This is a genomic window from Limnohabitans sp. Hippo3 (genome assembly GCF_003063665.1).
Lineage (GTDB): Bacteria > Pseudomonadota > Gammaproteobacteria > Burkholderiales > Burkholderiaceae_C > Limnohabitans_A.
In genome coordinates this window covers 1-15,632 of the sequence record NZ_NESF01000010.1, presented here as the reverse complement: position 1 = coordinate 15,632, position 15,632 = coordinate 1, and the positions used below count along the sequence as shown (strand labels likewise).

The following is a 15,632-nucleotide window of genomic DNA, read 5'->3' as shown; positions in this document are numbered from 1 at the left end:
TTCAAGTGGCCATGCAACTGGCGGGATCGTCGCTGTTGAGCACTTGATCAGCCCACAGCGCCAGCTTGGCGGTGTCTGAGCGCAGCACCTGGTGCTTGACCGACAGGATTTGCGACGGGTGCATCGAAAAACTGCGCAAACCCAGACCCAGCAGCAAGCGGGTCATGGCCACATCGCCCGCCATTTCGCCACACACCGACACGCCCTTGCCTTGCCGATCGCACTCGGCAATGGTGTCGGCAATCAGGCGCAGCACTGCGGGGTGCAGCGGGTCATACAAATGCGCCACCGACTCATCGGCACGGTCAATCGCCAAGGTGTACTGGATCAAATCGTTGGTGCCGATCGACAAGAAGTCAAAGTACTTGAGGAACAGGCGCAAGGACAAGGCTGCCGCCGGGATCTCGATCATGGCCCCTAGGCGCACCGGGCCATAGGCTACGCCACGGCGATCCAGCTCCTGGCGGGCCTGGTCGATCAAGGCCATGGTTTGGCGAATTTCGCTGCCGTGGGCCAGCATGGGGATAAGCAGATTGACTTTGCCATGGGCGGCCGCACGCAAAATGGCCCGCAGCTGTGTCAAAAACATGGCGGGATCGGCCAGACTCCACCGGATGGCCCGCAAGCCCAAGGCAGGGTTCAGGTGCGCCGCATCGTGGCGCGCCTCATCCAGGGGTTTGTCCGCCCCGACATCGACCGAGCGGATGGTGACCGGCAAGCCATTCATGCCATCCACCGCACGCCGGTAAGCCTCGTATTGTTCGTCCTCACCCGGCAAATCGCCCTGGCGACCCATGAACAAAAATTCGCTGCGGAACAAACCGACGCCCACCGCCCCGGCCGTGATGGCCGCGCCCGTGTCCTCCGGCATCTCGATGTTGGCCAGCAATTCGATTTTCTGGCCATCCAGCGTGACCGCCGGGGTATGGCGCAAACGGGCCAACCGTTCCCGCTCCAAATCACCTTGGCGTTGCTTGAACCCATAGTCGGCCAGGATGATGGGCGACGGATCGACGATGACCACACCCGCATCGCCGTCGATGATGACCCAGTCGTCTTGTTTGATCAGCTGGCTGGCGGTGCGGGCACCCACCACAGCCGGAATGTCCAGACTGCGCGCTACGATGGCCGTGTGCGAGGTTTTGCCGCCCACATCGGTCACAAAGCCGGTAAAGATGCTTTGCTTGAACTGCAGCATGTCGGCAGGCGACAAATCGTGGGCCACCAAGACCAAAGGCACATCGGTGTCACCCAGCTGCAGCTCTTGCTGGGGTCTGGCCGGGCGGGCGACCTTGGCTACCAGTGAGCCCGTCCCTTTGAGGCTTTGCAGCAAACGCTCCGCGACCTGCTCCACATCGGCCTTTCGCTCGCGCAGATACGGGTCGTCCATCTCGTCAAACTGACGCGCAATGATTTCGAGCTGGCTGGTCAGCGCCCATTCGGCGTTGTACAGGCGGTCCTTGATCCAGTGCGCCACGCTGGCATTGAGCTCGTCGTCCATCAGCAGCATCAGGTGCACGTCCAGCAAGGCGGCCAACTCGTGTGGCGCGTCCTTGGGCATGTCGCGTTGCAAGCGCTGCAGCTCGTCGATCACGGCATCGCGTGCAGAACGCATGCGCTCGATCTCGGCTGGCACCTGTTCGGCCTGAATGAAGTAATGCGCCACATCGACGCGGCTGGAGGCCACCAGCACAGCACGGCCAATGGCAATGCCCCGAGCCACTGCCAAACCATGAATGCTGAAAGTCATCGCAGGCGCTCCGTGGTTTTTTTGGGCAGCAACAACACCTTCACTCGCCTTCGCCAAATTTATCGGCAATCAGCACCAGCAACGCATCGAGCGCCTCCTGCTCGCGCTCACCCGAAGTTTCCAGCAGCACTTCGCTACCCAGCCCGGCGGCCAGCATCATCACACCCATGATGCTTTTGGCATTGATGCGACGCTCGCCCTTGCTCATCCAGACATCGCATGGAAAGCTGCCAGCCAACTTGGTCAGCTTGGCCGAGGCCCGGGCGTGCAAACCCAGTTTATTGCTGATGGTCGTGGTGGCTTGGGGCATGTCTCTTTCCTGTTTGATTTTGGGGGGCGGTGCTGCCCACGGGCATCACGCCTTGCGTGCCACCAGCCTGGGCGCGGGTGGCCAAGGCCTCCAGGCTTTCGTGGCGGTAGCAGACGCTGCGCAGCAGCATGGGCAAATTGGCACCCGCCACCAGCCGCGTGTGCAGGCCGTCGTTGAGTTGTTGGGCCACGTTGCAAGGGGTCGCGCCAAAAACATCGCTGAGCAAGAGCACTTCGGATGTGTTCAGGGCGCCAATGGCCTCACGTGCCTTGACCAGACTGGCTTCTGGCGCATCATTGGGCAACACATCGATGGCCAGAACCCCGGCCGCACAATCCGGAAAAACGTGCAAGGCACAGTCGCGCAAGGCGCTGGCCAATGGGGCGTGAGCAATGATGAGGATGCCGATCATGAGGTTTTGATTATCAGGGCTGAACCGGCTTTTTCAGCAAGAAGTACAACCAGGAAAGCACGGAGCAAATGCCAAAGCAGGCCAGCGCGGCCTGGTAGGCGGCAGGCTTGGTCAAGCCGATACTCAGGCCTGCGTCGACCAGCAAGCCGATGCCCCACTGGACCACGAAGATCCCGGCAAACACCACCAGGTTGTAGGCCGACAGCGCACGACCGGCCAGATATGACGGAAAGGCCATGCCCACGGCTGGCTGGGCCAGCGCCACAAAGGTGCTGGTCACGCACAGCAAGGCCACCCCTACGGCTGCCCCGTCGCCCACGGCGGGTCCCATCCAGACCAAAGTGCCAATCACCAAAAAGCTCAAGGGAACGCCCCAGGCAATCAGGCGCTCGACCGGGATGCCCTTGCGCGCCAAACCCGGTGTGACCAAGCCCCACAGCCAAAAACTCACGAGCATGGCCAGGTTGATGAGGAACAAACCCTGAGCCGCTTCGCCAGCAGTCCATCCGGCCACTTGGGTCATCCAGGGGCCTGCCCACAAGGTTTGGATGGCCACCATGCCGCCGTAGGTGAAAAAGCCAATCGGTGTCATGCGCCAAAAGTAAGCACTGCGCCAGATTTCGCGGTAAGTGCCATCGTCCTCAGATGTCGACTGTGGCGTGCTGGCCTTGGGACTCGCCTTTTGCCAAACCGGCACCACCAAGGCAATCAAGAGCATGGCGATGGCGATCATCACGCCCAGCATGACAAACAGGGCACGCCAGCCCCAAATGGGCATGAGCCACTGCACCGGCAAAGTGGCGGCCAGCATGCCCAAAGAGCCGGTCATCAGCATCCAGGAGTTGGTACGCAGTTGGGTGCTGGCATCAAACCAGCGCCGGTAGCCGGTCAGGGGTGCCATCAGGCAAGCGCTCACGCCCATGCCGCACAACACCCGCGCAGCCAGCAGGCCATGAAAGCTGCCCGCCCAGGCAAAAGCCAGACAACCCAGCACCGCAAACATCAAAAAAGCCAGGATGACTTTTTTCGGGCCGTGTTGGTCCAGCCAGCGCCCCAAGGGCAGCTGGGTGAGCGAAAAGCCCAAAAAGTACCCCCCCGCCAGCAAACCCAGGTCTTGCGCACTCAGGTTGAACTCGCTGGTCAAAGTCGGGGACAAAGTGGCCGTGATGGCCCGCACCAGGGCGGAAAAGAAATAGGCCAGCGCAAAGGCCAGAAACACCACCACCGCCATGCGGCGTGGCAAGTGGTCAGGGTGTGCCAACGTGTTGGAGGTCATGGTAGCAGCGCTCATGGCTTGACTCCATCAAACAAGGTGTTGGCCAGCTCTGCTGCGATGTTGCGGTCATACACCACGGCATGAAGCAATCGCACCCGCTCACCTTCGGCCACAGCACCCCACACGGCGTCCATCTGGACAGGCTCGCCATTGGCACGCTGACCCGTCGCTTGCACACGCACAGAGGTTGCCAAAGGCAACTGGCCGGGCCGCAACCAGGCCTGCTGCTGCCCGGCCGCCAAGGGCTGGGACACGCGGGCATTGTCCAGGGTGGCTTTTTGCCAGGCGGCCATCACCGCGCTGGCATCGGTGCCGGCCGGCAAGGAAGCCGTCATGACGGCCACCATGGCACTGCCACTTTCGCAGCCCACCACGTGCAAGTCCACAGGCACACCGCCCAGGGGCACGCTGCGGGTGGTGCGGTCGGGTTTACAGGGCAGCTGGGCCTTCAGGCTGGTGCCCTCCAAAGTGATGTCTCGCCAGTTCTGGTCGGGGCTGCAAGCACTCAAAGTCAGGGCCCACACCAGGCTGGCCGTCAGGGCCGGAGAAAAGATTCGCATGGGGTGATTATCCTGATCAGCGGCCGCATCGGGTTTTGGCGACAATGTGCCCCATGAATTCACTCGACGGCATCCGCGTTCTCGACCTATCCCGCGTACTGGCGGGCCCCTGGTGTACCCAGACCTTGGCCGATCTGGGGGCCGATGTCATCAAGATCGAGCGCCCCGGTACGGGCGACGATACCCGCACCTGGGGGCCACCTTTCTTGAAGGATGCTCAAGGCCAGGACACCGCCGAGGCCGCCTACTACTTGGGCGCCAACCGCAACAAGCGATCGGTGACGTGTGACATCGCCCAGCCGGAAGGCCAGGCGCTGATCCGCGAACTGGTTCGGCACTGCGACGTGTTTGTAGAGAACTTCAAGGTCGGCGACATGGCCCGCTACGGGCTGGACTATGCCAGCCTGAGTGCGCTGAACCCCAAGCTGGTCTATTGCAGCGTGACGGGGTTTGGACAGACCGGACCTTACCGCGAGCGAGCAGGCTACGACTATGCGGTGCAAGGCATCGGCGGCTTGATGAGTGTGACCGGCGAGCGCGACGACCTGGGTGGCAGCCCGCAAAAAGTGGGCGTGGCGGTGGCCGACCTGTTCACGGGCATGTACGCCACGGTGGCGATCCTGGCGGCATTGCGCCACGCCGAGCGCACGGGTGAAGGCCAGCATGTCGACATGGCCTTGCTCGACACGCAGGTCGCCATGCTGGCCAATTTGGGCTCCAATTACCTGGTCAGCGGCAAAACGCCGGGACGCGCTGGCAACGCGCACCAGAACATCGTGCCCTACCAGGTGTTTGAAGTCATGGCCCCACCCGGTGCAGCGCCTAGCAGCCGCGACCACCTGATCTTGGCGGTGGGCAACGATGGGCAGTTTGCCAAGTTCTGCGCCGTGGCCGGCTGCCCCGAGCTGGCGCAGGACGCGCGCTATGCCCTGAACGCCGACCGGGTTCGCCACCGCGCCACCTTGGTGCCCCTCTTGGAGGGCATCCTCAAAACCCGAACTAAGGCCGACTGGCTGGCGGCACTCGAAGCCGCCAAAGTGCCTTGCGGGGCGATCAACACCTTGAGCGAGGTCTTTGTGGACCCGCAAGTCGAGGCTCGCGGCATGGTGCAGTCATGGCAGCACCCGGTCAAACGCGACCTGAAGCTGGTGGCCAGCCCGATCAAGATGAGCCGCACCCCCGTGCGCCGGGACTTGCCACCGCCCATGCTGGGCCAGCACACGGCCGAAGTCCTGACCGAAGTGCTGGGCTGGTCCGCCGAACAACTGGGTCCGCTGCGCGGCAAAGGGGTGATCTGATGGCCAACTTTTTGCTGGTGCACGGCGCTTGGCACGGGGCTTGGTGCTGGCAACGTGTCTTGCCAGGTCTGTTCCAAGCCGGCCACCGTGCCCATGCCGTCACCCTGACCGGGGTGGGCGAGCGCGCTCACCTGCTCCACCCAGGCATCGATCTGGAAACCCATATCACCGACGTGATGGCGGCCATGGACGCCGAAGAAATGAACGAGGTGGTGTTGGTCGTGCACTCGTACGCGGGCATGCTGGGCACGGCAGTGGCCGACCGCAGGCCCGAGCGCCTGCGCCACCTCGTGTATCTGGATGCCGTGCTGCCCAAACCCGGTGAAAGCTGGAGCAGCACACATGCCAGCGCCACCCGCAATGCCCGCATCGCCGCATCACAAGCCAATCCCTTGCACGCATTTCCTGCGCCAGACCCTTCGGTTTTTGGCTTGAGCGATGTCGACCACGCCTGGGTGCAAAGGCGTCAAACCCCACACCCGGGCGGTCCTTACACCCAGGTGCTCGACTTTGACCCCCAACGTGTGGCCAGCGTGCCACGCACCTTCATCAACTGCACCACCCCGCCTTTGGGCACCATCGACGTCAGCCGCCTGCGCATGGTGGACCCCAAATTCTGGGACGGCGCCTGGTTGCCGGGCTCACAAGTGCTGGAGATGCACACCGGTCATGACCCCATGGTCAGTGACCCACAAGGTTTGCTGAAGCTCTTGCTGACCATCGTTTGACAAGCTCACAGAGCCCTGAGGGCCGGTCCTGATGTGACCGATCAGCGCAGAGCACCGAAGACTTTGGTCAAGATGGCGCTGCCGGCCTGCGCAGGGTTTTGTCGGATTTTCTTTTCCTCTTCGCCGATCATGAAATACAGACCATCGAGGGTTTTGGCCGTGACGTGCGTCTCCAATTTGGCTTTGTCCTTGTCCAACAGCCCCATGCCGGTGAGTTTGACGGCCACCGCATTGAACTGATTCACCACCCCGAGTTTTTCCAAAGATTGCTTGACCGTGGGCATGAACTCCACGGTCAAAGGTTCACGCGTCTTGCTGGCAAAAAACTGCGTGACCGAATCGTCTCCACCTTGCAAGATGCTTTTGGCGTCTTGCACACTCATGGTCTCGATGGCTTGCGTTAGCCATTTTTGGGCTTTAGGCACAGCGGCTTCTGCGGCGCGGTTCATTTGCAAATTCAGCTCATCCAGCTGCTGGCCCATGCCCAAAGACTTGAGCAACTTGCCCGCTTTGTTAACCGCATCTGGCAATGCGATGCGCACTTTGTCATTGCCCCAAAAGCCATCATGTGCACCCAGCAGCTGTACAGCCACTTCGCCACCTTTTTGCAACGCCTGTTTCAGCCCCCTGGACGCATCGGCCGATGTGAGCGCAGCCAAACCCTGCGCCTGTACGGGCACAATGACCAAGGCGCCTGCGGACATGGCAAACGTATTAAACTTTCTTCGATGAAGATGCATATGAAAACTCCCTGGAATCTGCAGCCTGTGAGCCGTCGTGTATTGAATGCGCTTGGCACACTTGGACTTTTGTTGACCCTGTGGGGGTGTGCAGGTGAACGCGCACCCCAATCTTCCTTTGTTTTGCTCGATGGCAGCACCCTCAGCACCCAACAATTGCAAGGAAAAGTATCGCTGGTCAATTTCTGGGCCACCAGCTGCACCACCTGTGTGGCCGAGATGCCAGAACTTGTGGCCACTTACAACAAGTACAAGGACCGGGGCTACGTCACTTTGGCCGTGGCCATGAGCTACGACCCGCCCAGCTACGTGGTCAATTTCGCCCAATCGCGTCAGCTGCCCTTCCAGGTCGCCATTGACAACACCGGTGCTGTGGCCCGCGAATGGGGCGACGTCAAGCTCACGCCCACCACTTTCCTCGTCAACAAGCGGGGAGAGATCGTCAAACGGTTTGTGGGCACCCCCGACTTTGCCGAACTGCACAAGCTGATCGACAAGTTGCTGGCCGAAACCTGAACAAGCGGGACCGCGGGCCCGCTGCTGAGCGCTTGTTTAGTCTTTTCGGAAGTTGTCGTGACAGGCTTTGCACGATGCGGCTGCAGGGCCGAAAGCCGCTTTGAGGGCATCGATGTTGCCTGACTTGGCTGCCACATTCAATTTGCCGATTTCAGCCTGCATCTTGTCTGCTGCGTCTTTGTACTTGGCGGCCTCTTTCCAGATTTCCGGTTTGGCGCGTGTATCGCCTTTGTCCGTGCCTTCGCCAAACGCGGCCCATGGCAATTTGGACAGCGTCAGCACCACATCCGCATTTTCAGCGGCCATTTTGGCGTCATAGGGGGTACGTCCGTTGGCCATCGCACCCAAACGGCCAAAATGGGCAGCCATCACTGTGAAGCTGGCTTTGCGATACTTGACCGCATCCTCCGGCTTGGCAAACTGCGCGTGGACAGGTAAGGTCACGGCCACGGCCATGGCGACACCGAACAGACTGGACATTGTTTTCATGCTCGACTCCAAAAGTGTGATGGACAACTCCAGGCTGTTGTCCTGGATGCATGGCCAGTCTCGCACGTTTTTGTTTCACCAGCATCCATGAAAGTCCTTATGGTCCGCATCCGCATCCGCATTTGGGATTTGCCCACCCGTCTTTTTCACTGGGGCCTCACCGCCTGTGTGTTGGGCTTGGTCATCACGGGCAATGTGGGTGGTCAGGCCATGATTTGGCATTTTCGGTTGGGTTATGCCGTGCTCGGTCTTTTGTTGTTCCGAATCCTCTGGGGCTTCTTGGGAGGGCATTGGTCGCGCTGGACACAATTTCCCCTGCAACCTGCAGGTGTTTGGGCTTATGTCAAAGGTCGTCATCAGAGCCGCTACTTTGCAGGCCACAACCCTTTGGGTTCGTGGTCGGTGTTGGCTTTGCTCCTGGTGCTGGCCCTGCAGGTGAGCACCGGTCTCATCAGTGATGATGAAATTGCCAACATGGGGCCCTTGTCCTCGCTGGTGTCTGCATCCTGGGTCAGTTGGGCCACGAGTTGGCACAAAGGCTGGGGCAAAACCATTTTGATCTTTCTTGTGGTTCTGCATTTACTGGCCCTGGCTTGGTACACATGGCGCAAGCGGCAAGCATTGGTCTCGGCGATGTGGCATGGCGACAAAGCCTTGCCTCATGAGACAACCGCCACTCGCGACAACGGTCCGTCCCGAGCCATGGCCTTGCTGCTGTTGGCCATATCGGTCTTGGCGGTTTTCGGGCTGGTCTCTTTAGGCGCTTGACTTCGCCCTTTTTGCGCTGCGGCTACACTGTTGTCTTCTTTTTTTCTGGTCTGCCTTGTTCATGTCGACCATTCAATTGTTGCAACCGGCCAGCGTCGCTGACTGGGAAGCGACCCGTGTCATCTTTCAGGAATATGCAGCGAGCCTGAAAGTGGACCTGTGTTTCCAGGGCTTTGAGGACGAGCTGAAGGCTTTGCCCGGCTACTATGCCGAGCCTCGCGGTGCGCTCTTATTGGCCTGGGTTGACGGTGCTTTGGCCGGGTGTTGCGCCTTGCGTCCGCTGGATAGCTCCGACTACAGCAATGCGGCAGAAATGAAGCGCCTGTATGTCCGCCCGCCCTTCAGGGGTTTGGGACTCGGTCGGCAATTGACGGAGGGTATCCTCGATGCGGCGCGCAAATCGGGTTACAGCTGCGTCTTGCTCGACACCCTCGATGACATGGAGTCGGCGCGGGCGTTGTACGAAGACCTGGGCTTTGTCGAAATTCCGCCCTACTATCACAACCCATACGCTGGCGCGCACTACCTCAAGGTCGACATCTACTGAGCCCAGCGGCTCGCCACAAAAAAGGGACCTGCGGTCCCTTTTTTGTCATGCTGCGGTGGTTCAAGCTTTGGCTTGGGCCAGCAAGGTAGCCGCGTCACTGACTTCAAATTTGCCAGGACCTTCCACGTTCAAAGTGACGACTTTGCCGTCTTTCACGAGCATCGAGTAGCGGTTGCTGCGCAAACCCATGCCACGCGCTGTCAGGTCAAGGGTCAGACCCGTGGCCTTGCTGAACTCCGCACTGCCGTCACCCAGCATGCGCACTTTGGTGCCGGTTTTCTGATCGCGCGCCCAGGCGCCCATGACGAATGCGTCATTGACGCTCACGCACCAGATTTCGTCTACGCCAGCGGCCTTCAGGGCATCGTGGTTTTCCACATATCCCGGCACATGTTTGGCCGAGCAGGTGGGCGTGAAAGCGCCTGGCAATGCAAACAAGGCGATGGTTTTGCCCGCAGTGGCTTTGGCCACATCCACAGGGTTGGGGCCAATGCTGCAACCGTTGCCTTCCACTTCGACGTATTCCATCAGCGTGGCCGCTGGCAAGGTGTCTCCGACTTTGATCATGTTGTGCTCCTTATTTTTGATTTGGCGATATTGCCGGGGTAAAAAAAAACGACCCACCATTGTGGGTCGTTTTTTGAAAGTTTGCAGAAGTCGGGCTTTTGGGCTCAGACCGATGCAGCTTTCTGAACCAGGCGAGTCGCCACCCAGTTTTTGGTCTTCGAAATCGGACGGCTTTCCGTGATTTCGATGGTGTCGCCCAGGTGGTATTGACCTGTCTCGTCGTGCGCGTGGTACTTGCTCGACTTGGCCACGATCTTGCCGTAGAGGGCGTGTTTCACGCGACGCTCGACCAGCACGGTCACGGTCTTGGCGCGCTTGTCGCTGACCACCTTGCCAATCAAGGTGCGCTTGAGGGATGTTTTAGCTTCCGTCATGGTCACTCCTTACTTGGCGGCTTGCTTTTGGGCAAGGATGGTTTTGGCACGGGCGATGGCACGGCGAGTCTGGCTCAGCGTACCGGTGTTGCCGAGTTGTTGCGTGGCTTTTTGCATACGAAGGCCAAAGTGAGCTTTTTGCAGCGCTTTGATTTCGTCCTTGATACCAGCAACGTCTTTTTGGCGCAATTCAGCAGCGTTCATTTCTTGTTTCTCCTGAATTATTGGCCAATCATGCGCGCCACAAACGTGGTGCGCAGGGGCAACTTGGCAGCGGCCAATTTGAAGGCTTCACGGGCCAACTCTTCAGGCACGCCCACGATTTCGTAGAGCACCTTACCGGGTTGGATTTCGGCCACATAGTACTCGGGGTTACCTTTACCGTTACCCATACGCACTTCAGCAGGCTTGGTGGAAATCGGCTTGTCGGGGAACACACGAATCCAGATACGGCCGCCACGCTTGACATGACGGGAAATCGCACGGCGTGCGGCTTCGATCTGGCGGGCCGTCAGACGGCCACGGTCTGTGGACTTCAGGCCGAAGTCACCGAACGCCACCGTGTTGCCACGGGTAGCGATGCCGGTGTTGCGGCCTTTCTGTTCCTTGCGGAACTTTCTGCGAGCAGGTTGCAGCATGTTGTTACTCCTTATTGACCGTCAGCTGCTGCAGCTGGCGCGGCGACTGTGCGTACGCGCTTAACGGCGGGTTTGGCATCACCACCCGCGCCGGCAGGCTTGTCGCTGCCGTCGGTGGGTGCTGTGTTGGTGCCTGCGGGACGACGTGGGCCACCACGGCGGTCGCCACTTGGGCGCTCACCAGGACGGGCATCACGACGTGGACCACGTGGACGACGCTCTTCTTCGGCACGTGGCTCGGCCAGTGCAGGCGCGTCATTGCGGCCCAGTGTGTCGCCCTTGTAGACCCAGACCTTGACACCGATGATGCCGTAGGTGGTCTTGGCTTCGGACGTGGCGTAGTCGATGTCAGCGCGCAGGGTGTGCAATGGCACACGGCCTTCGCGATACCACTCGGTACGCGCAATTTCGATACCGTTCAAACGGCCAGCCGACATGATCTTGATGCCTTGGGCACCCAGACGCATGGCGTTTTGCATGGCACGCTTCATGGCACGGCGGAACATGATCCGCTTTTCGAGCTGTTGGGTGATGCTGTCTGCGATCAGTTGGGCATCGATTTCAGGCTTGCGCACTTCTTCGATGTTGACCGCAACAGGCACGCCCAGACGGGCAGCGAGTTCCTTTTTGAGCAACTCGATGTCTTCGCCTTTCTTGCCGATCACCACGCCCGGACGAGCCGAGAAGATGGTGATGCGGGCACTCTTGGCAGGACGCTCGATCAGCACGCGGGAAACCGCGGCGTTCTTCAGCTTGGCCTTGAGGTACTCACGCACCTTGATGTCTTCGGCCAGCATGCCGGCGAAGTCTTTGTTGCTCGCGTACCAGCGGCTTGCCCAGTTACGGCTGACAGCCAGGCGGAAACCGGTAGGATGGATTTTCTGTCCCATAGTTCTTCCTGATTAATTGCCGACCGTCACATACACATGGCATGTGGGCTTGCTGATGCGGTTACCACGGCCTTTGGCGCGGGCGGTGAAACGCTTGAGCGTGGTGCCTTGTTCGACGTAGATGGTTTTCACCTTCAACTCGTCGATGTCGGCGCCGTCGTTGTGTTCAGCGTTGGCGATGGCGGACTCCAGAACCTTCTTGACGATGCCTGCAGCTTTTTTCTGCGTGAAAGTCAGGATGTTCAGAGCTTGATCCACTTTTTTACCGCGAATCAAATCGGCGACCAGGCGGCCTTTATCGACCGACAAACGGACGCCCCGGAGGACTGCACGTGTTTCCATGGTCTTTCCTTATTTCTTCTGGACTTTTTTGTCCGCAGGGTGACCCTTGAAGGTGCGGGTCAGTGCGAATTCGCCCAATTTGTGGCCAACCATCTGGTCGGTCACATACACAGGAACGTGTTGCTTGCCGTTGTGAACGGCGATGGTCAGACCGATGAAATCGGGCAAAACCATGGAGCGACGCGACCATGTCTTGACGGGCTTTTTGTCTTTGGTGGCAACGGCTTTTTCAACCTTGGCCAACAAGTGGTGGTCAACGAATGGACCCTTTTTGAGAGAGCGTGTCATTGTCTAACCCTTACTTCTTGCGACGCGACACGATCATGACCTGTGTGCGCTTGTTGTTACGGGTACGGTAGCCCTTGGTGAGGTTGCCCCACGGGTCTACTGCATGACGGCCTTCGCCGGTACGGCCTTCGCCACCACCGTGCGGGTGATCCACTGGGTTCATAGCCACGCCACGAACGGTTGGGCGGATACCCATCCAGCGTTTGACACCGGCCTTGCCCAATTGGCGCAGGCTGTGCTCTTCGTTGGCAACTTCACCAATGGTTGCACGGCACTCGATGTGGATCTTGCGAACTTCACCGGAGCGCATGCGCACTTGAGCGTAAATGCCTTCGCGAGCCAGCAAAGTGGCCGAAGCACCAGCCGAGCGGGCGATCTGCGCACCAGCACCGGGCTTGAGCTCGATGCAGTGGATGGTCGAACCCACGGGGATGTTGCGGATAGGCAAAGTGTTGCCAGCGCGGATCGGGGCTTCAGCGCCCGACATCAGGGTCGCACCGGCTTCAATGCCACGGGGGGCAATGATGTAACGGCGCTCGCCATCGGCGTAGCACAGCAAGGCAATGTGCGCAGTACGGTTGGGGTCGTACTCGATGCGCTCGACCTTGGCCGGGATCGCATCTTTGTTGCGCTTGAAGTCCACCACGCGGTAGTGGTGCTTGTGACCACCGCCTTTGTGGCGTGTGGTGATGTGACCGTTGTTGTTACGGCCAGACTTCTGGTGCTGGGGTTCCAGCAATGGCGCGTAGCCTTCACCTTTGTGCAGGTGGTCACGCGTGACTTTCACCACGCCACGACGGCCTGGGGATGTCGGTTTGATCTTGATGACAGCCATGATTACGCGGCCTCCCCGGACAGGTTCAGCTCTTGACCTGGTTGCAGCGTGACATAAGCCTTGCGAACGTTGTCGCGACGGCCGATGGTCTTGCCAAAACGCTTGGTCTTGCCCTTGGTATTCACCACAGAGACGCCTTTGACCTCGACCTTGAACATCAATTCCACAGCGGCTTTGATTTCAGGCTTGGTAGCGTCCTGCAGCACTTTGAATGTCACAGCGTTGGATTTTTCTGCAACCATGGTGGCCTTTTCGGACACGATGGGCGCAACCAGCACAGACATCAGACGACCTTCGTCAAACTTCACGGCGCTCATGCAAACATCTCCTTGAGTTTGTCCATGGCACCTTTGGTCACGAGGACTTTCTTGAAGTTCACCAAAGACACGGGATCGGCGTAACGGGGCTCAACAATCAGGATGTTGATCAGGTTGCGCGATGCCAGGTACAGGTTTTCGTCGACTTCGTCGGCGATCACCAGCACGTTGTCGAGACTCATGGCCTTGAACTTGGCAGCGAGCTGCTTGGTTTTAGGTGTCTCAACCTTGAAGGAATCCACCACAGCCAGGCGGCCTTCGCGGGCCAGCTGCGAGAAGATCGAAGCCATACCGGCACGGTACATCTTCTTGTTGATCTTCTGGGTGAAGTTTTCGTCGGGCATGTTCGGGAAAATCCGACCACCGCCACGCCACAGAGGCGAGGAAGTCATACCAGCACGAGCGCGACCTGTACCTTTTTGTTTGAAAGGCTTTTTGGTGGAGTGGTGAACTTGTTCACGGTCCTTTTGGGCGCGGGTGCCTTGACGGGCATTGGCCTGATAAGCCACCACGATCTGGTGAATCAGGGCTTCGTTGTATTCACGACCGAACACAGTCTCGGGCGCGTCCACTTTGGAAGCGGCTTGACCTTGGTCGTTCAGGAGTTCGAGCTGCATCAGTTCGCTCCTTTAGCTTTGATGGCGGGACGCACGGTCACGAAACCACCTTTGGAACCGGGAATGGCACCCTTGATCATCAACAGACCACGGGCTTCGTCAACGCGGATGACGGCCAGGTTCTGGGTGGTGCAAGTCACATCACCGAGGTGACCCGACATTTTCTTGCCAGGGAACACACGGCCAGGATCCTGCGCCATCGAAATCGAACCAGGCACATTGTGCGAACGGCTGTTACCGTGCGATGCGCGCTGCGATTTGAAGTTGTGACGCTTGATCGTGCCGGTGAAGCCTTTACCGATGGAAGTGCCTTGCACGTCCACTTTCTGGCCCACAGCAAACACAGCAGCCACGGGCACAGTCGCGCCAGCGGCGTACTGGGCAGCCGTGTCGGCGGTCACGCGGAATTCTTGAATGATTTCACCGGCTTCAACACCGGCTTTGGCCAGGTGACCAGCGATGGGCTTGGTCACGCGCGATGCCTTGCGGGCACCAAATGTCACTTGCAAAGCGACATAGCCATCGTTCTCTTGGGTTTTGACCTGGGATACACGGTTGTTGGACACATCCAGCACTGTGACAGGAACGGAATCCCCATCATCAGTGAACAGACGCATCATGCCCACCTTGCGGCCCAGCAACCCGAGGGAGTTGCTCAGACTCATTGTTTTCTCCAAAACTTTCACCGAGGCCACTTCAATTGGCAGCCCCGTTTGGTGTGTGAAAGACTGTTAATAAATCTCACCCCAAAAGAGGTGAGCCTGAAATTATAGCCCGACTCGCCATTTTTGGCAAATCAGGCCTTGTTTCAAGTTTTTGGATGGCCTATCGGCCACCCCAAGCCGCATTACTGCAGCTTGATTTCGACGTCCACACCAGCAGGCAGGTCGAGTTTCATCAGGGCGTCCACAGTTTTGTCTGTGGGGTCCACGATGTCCATCAAACGCTGGTGGGTGCGGATTTCCAACTGGTCACGGCTGGTCTTGTTGACGTGCGGCGAGCGCAGGATGTCAAAACGCTTCATGCGTGTTGGCAAAGGCACGGGGCCCTTGACAATCGCGCCGGTGCGCTTGGCGGTGTCAACGATCTCGGCAGCGGACTGGTCGATCAATTTGTAGTCAAACGCCTTCAGGCGGATGCGGATTTTTTGCTTGGATGACATGTCAATTCCTTGTGGTGAGTGTTTGCTTGTCGCAGCGCAAGGGCAAACCCCCACGCCACCGATCCACAAAAGAATTAAGCAATGATCTTGGCAACCACGCCAGCGCCGACGGTACGGCCACCTTCGCGGATAGCGAAACGCAGACCTTCTTCCATCGCGATGGGGTTGATCAGCTTCACAGTGATCGACACGTTGTCACCTGGCATCA

24 protein-coding genes and 1 pseudogene are annotated in these 15,632 nt (G+C 59.2%); 5 read left to right on the top strand and 20 right to left on the bottom strand.

What is annotated here, in order from left to right; genetic code table 11:
* Window position 1: 1 nt before the first annotated feature.
* Genes ptsP through B9Z34_RS11030 form a run of 5 tightly spaced genes read right to left on the bottom strand, consistent with a single transcriptional unit; the run spans window position 2 to window position 4,308 of the window.
* Entirely contained in the window at window positions 2–1,750 is a 1,749-nt protein-coding gene (gene ptsP, locus B9Z34_RS11050; protein ID WP_108428175.1) for a phosphoenolpyruvate--protein phosphotransferase, read from the bottom strand.
* Between the two features lie 40 nt (window positions 1,751–1,790).
* Complete coding sequence (locus B9Z34_RS11045) at window positions 1,791–2,060, bottom strand: HPr family phosphocarrier protein (RefSeq protein WP_108428174.1); 270 nt, start codon at window positions 2,058–2,060, stop codon at window positions 1,791–1,793.
* The gene (locus B9Z34_RS11040; protein ID WP_108428173.1) at window positions 2,029–2,472 is read right to left on the bottom strand and encodes a PTS sugar transporter subunit IIA; all 444 of its coding nucleotides are present in this window, start codon (window positions 2,470–2,472) and stop codon (window positions 2,029–2,031) included. The genes B9Z34_RS11045 and B9Z34_RS11040 overlap by 32 nt, the downstream gene beginning before the upstream one ends.
* Window positions 2,473–2,485: 13 nt before the next feature.
* On the bottom strand, window positions 2,486–3,763 hold the full coding sequence (locus tag B9Z34_RS11035; RefSeq protein WP_233249567.1) for an MFS transporter: 1,278 nt from the start codon (window positions 3,761–3,763) through the stop codon (window positions 2,486–2,488).
* Window positions 3,760–4,308, bottom strand: coding sequence for a hypothetical protein (locus B9Z34_RS11030; protein WP_108428172.1), 549 nt, complete (start codon window positions 4,306–4,308; stop codon window positions 3,760–3,762). The genes B9Z34_RS11035 and B9Z34_RS11030 overlap by 4 nt, the downstream gene beginning before the upstream one ends.
* Before the next feature lie 53 nt (window positions 4,309–4,361).
* Between B9Z34_RS11030 and B9Z34_RS11025 the strand changes: the two genes are divergently transcribed.
* On the top strand, window positions 4,362–5,606 hold the full coding sequence (locus B9Z34_RS11025; RefSeq protein ID WP_108428171.1) for a CaiB/BaiF CoA-transferase family protein: 1,245 nt from the start codon (window positions 4,362–4,364) through the stop codon (window positions 5,604–5,606).
* Window positions 5,606–6,334 (top strand): alpha/beta hydrolase, encoded by a 729-nt coding sequence (locus B9Z34_RS11020; protein ID WP_108428170.1) that lies wholly within the window; start codon window positions 5,606–5,608, stop codon window positions 6,332–6,334. The genes B9Z34_RS11025 and B9Z34_RS11020 overlap by 1 nt, the downstream gene beginning before the upstream one ends.
* Before the next feature lie 41 nt (window positions 6,335–6,375).
* Here the strand turns inward: B9Z34_RS11020 and B9Z34_RS11015 are convergent, their stop codons facing one another.
* Window positions 6,376–7,038, bottom strand: a complete 663-nt coding sequence (locus tag B9Z34_RS11015; RefSeq protein ID WP_108428169.1) for a DUF4197 domain-containing protein — start codon at window positions 7,036–7,038, stop codon at window positions 6,376–6,378.
* Window positions 7,039–7,074: 36 nt separating this feature from the next.
* Between B9Z34_RS11015 and B9Z34_RS11010 the strand changes: the two genes are divergently transcribed.
* On the top strand, window positions 7,075–7,590 hold the full coding sequence (locus B9Z34_RS11010; RefSeq protein ID WP_108428168.1) for a TlpA disulfide reductase family protein: 516 nt from the start codon (window positions 7,075–7,077) through the stop codon (window positions 7,588–7,590).
* Between the two features lie 36 nt (window positions 7,591–7,626).
* Here B9Z34_RS11010 and B9Z34_RS11005 read toward each other — a convergent pair whose 3' ends face one another.
* Window positions 7,627–8,079, bottom strand: coding sequence for a cytochrome c (locus tag B9Z34_RS11005; RefSeq protein ID WP_108428273.1), 453 nt, complete (start codon window positions 8,077–8,079; stop codon window positions 7,627–7,629).
* An 87-nt stretch (window positions 8,080–8,166) separates the two neighbouring features.
* Between B9Z34_RS11005 and B9Z34_RS11000 the strand changes: the two genes are divergently transcribed.
* Both B9Z34_RS11000 and B9Z34_RS10995 read left to right on the top strand, forming a co-directional pair.
* A complete protein-coding gene (locus B9Z34_RS11000; RefSeq protein WP_233249565.1) occupies window positions 8,167–8,847 on the top strand; it encodes a cytochrome b/b6 domain-containing protein in 681 nt (226 codons plus the stop codon).
* A 61-nt stretch (window positions 8,848–8,908) separates the two neighbouring features.
* Window positions 8,909–9,394, top strand: a complete 486-nt coding sequence (locus tag B9Z34_RS10995) for a GNAT family N-acetyltransferase (protein ID WP_108428166.1) — start codon at window positions 8,909–8,911, stop codon at window positions 9,392–9,394.
* A 60-nt stretch (window positions 9,395–9,454) separates the two neighbouring features.
* Here B9Z34_RS10995 and B9Z34_RS10990 read toward each other — a convergent pair whose 3' ends face one another.
* The 13 genes and pseudogenes from B9Z34_RS10990 to B9Z34_RS10930 form a co-directional block, all read right to left on the bottom strand.
* The gene (locus B9Z34_RS10990; RefSeq protein ID WP_108428272.1) at window positions 9,455–9,961 is read right to left on the bottom strand and encodes a peroxiredoxin; all 507 of its coding nucleotides are present in this window, start codon (window positions 9,959–9,961) and stop codon (window positions 9,455–9,457) included.
* 104 nt (window positions 9,962–10,065) lie between these two features.
* Entirely contained in the window at window positions 10,066–10,335 is a 270-nt protein-coding gene (gene rpsQ / locus B9Z34_RS10985; protein WP_108428165.1) for a 30S ribosomal protein S17, read from the bottom strand.
* Between the two features lie 9 nt (window positions 10,336–10,344).
* Window positions 10,345–10,539, bottom strand: a complete 195-nt coding sequence (gene rpmC, locus B9Z34_RS10980) for a 50S ribosomal protein L29 (RefSeq protein WP_108428164.1) — start codon at window positions 10,537–10,539, stop codon at window positions 10,345–10,347.
* A 17-nt stretch (window positions 10,540–10,556) separates the two neighbouring features.
* Window positions 10,557–10,973 carry a 50S ribosomal protein L16 gene (gene rplP, locus B9Z34_RS10975; protein ID WP_108428163.1) on the bottom strand — a complete coding sequence of 139 codons (417 nt, stop codon included), beginning with the start codon at window positions 10,971–10,973 and terminating at the stop codon, window positions 10,557–10,559.
* A gap of 11 nt (window positions 10,974–10,984) precedes the next feature.
* On the bottom strand, window positions 10,985–11,863 hold the full coding sequence (gene rpsC, locus B9Z34_RS10970; RefSeq protein WP_108428162.1) for a 30S ribosomal protein S3: 879 nt from the start codon (window positions 11,861–11,863) through the stop codon (window positions 10,985–10,987).
* A gap of 12 nt (window positions 11,864–11,875) precedes the next feature.
* Window positions 11,876–12,205: a 50S ribosomal protein L22 gene (rplV, locus tag B9Z34_RS10965; RefSeq protein ID WP_019426902.1), complete on the bottom strand. Its 330-nt coding sequence runs from the start codon at window positions 12,203–12,205 to the stop codon at window positions 11,876–11,878.
* Window positions 12,206–12,214: 9 nt separating this feature from the next.
* Window positions 12,215–12,493, bottom strand: coding sequence for a 30S ribosomal protein S19 (rpsS, locus tag B9Z34_RS10960; protein ID WP_007847809.1), 279 nt, complete (start codon window positions 12,491–12,493; stop codon window positions 12,215–12,217).
* Between the two features lie 10 nt (window positions 12,494–12,503).
* Window positions 12,504–13,328 carry a 50S ribosomal protein L2 gene (gene rplB, locus B9Z34_RS10955; protein ID WP_019426904.1) on the bottom strand — a complete coding sequence of 275 codons (825 nt, stop codon included), beginning with the start codon at window positions 13,326–13,328 and terminating at the stop codon, window positions 12,504–12,506.
* Between the two features lie 2 nt (window positions 13,329–13,330).
* Window positions 13,331–13,645 carry a 50S ribosomal protein L23 gene (gene rplW / locus B9Z34_RS10950; RefSeq protein ID WP_053172819.1) on the bottom strand — a complete coding sequence of 105 codons (315 nt, stop codon included), beginning with the start codon at window positions 13,643–13,645 and terminating at the stop codon, window positions 13,331–13,333.
* Window positions 13,642–14,262: a 50S ribosomal protein L4 gene (gene rplD / locus B9Z34_RS10945; protein ID WP_019426906.1), complete on the bottom strand. Its 621-nt coding sequence runs from the start codon at window positions 14,260–14,262 to the stop codon at window positions 13,642–13,644. The genes rplW and rplD overlap by 4 nt, the downstream gene beginning before the upstream one ends.
* A complete protein-coding gene (gene rplC, locus B9Z34_RS10940) occupies window positions 14,262–14,927 on the bottom strand; it encodes a 50S ribosomal protein L3 (protein WP_108428161.1) in 666 nt (221 codons plus the stop codon). Before rplC ends, rplD begins: the two co-directional genes overlap by 1 nt.
* Window positions 14,928–15,109: 182 nt before the next feature.
* On the bottom strand, window positions 15,110–15,424 hold the full coding sequence (gene rpsJ, locus B9Z34_RS10935; protein WP_019426908.1) for a 30S ribosomal protein S10: 315 nt from the start codon (window positions 15,422–15,424) through the stop codon (window positions 15,110–15,112).
* A gap of 74 nt (window positions 15,425–15,498) precedes the next feature.
* Window positions 15,499–15,632: pseudogene (locus tag B9Z34_RS10930) on the bottom strand (elongation factor Tu); the annotation flags it as partial.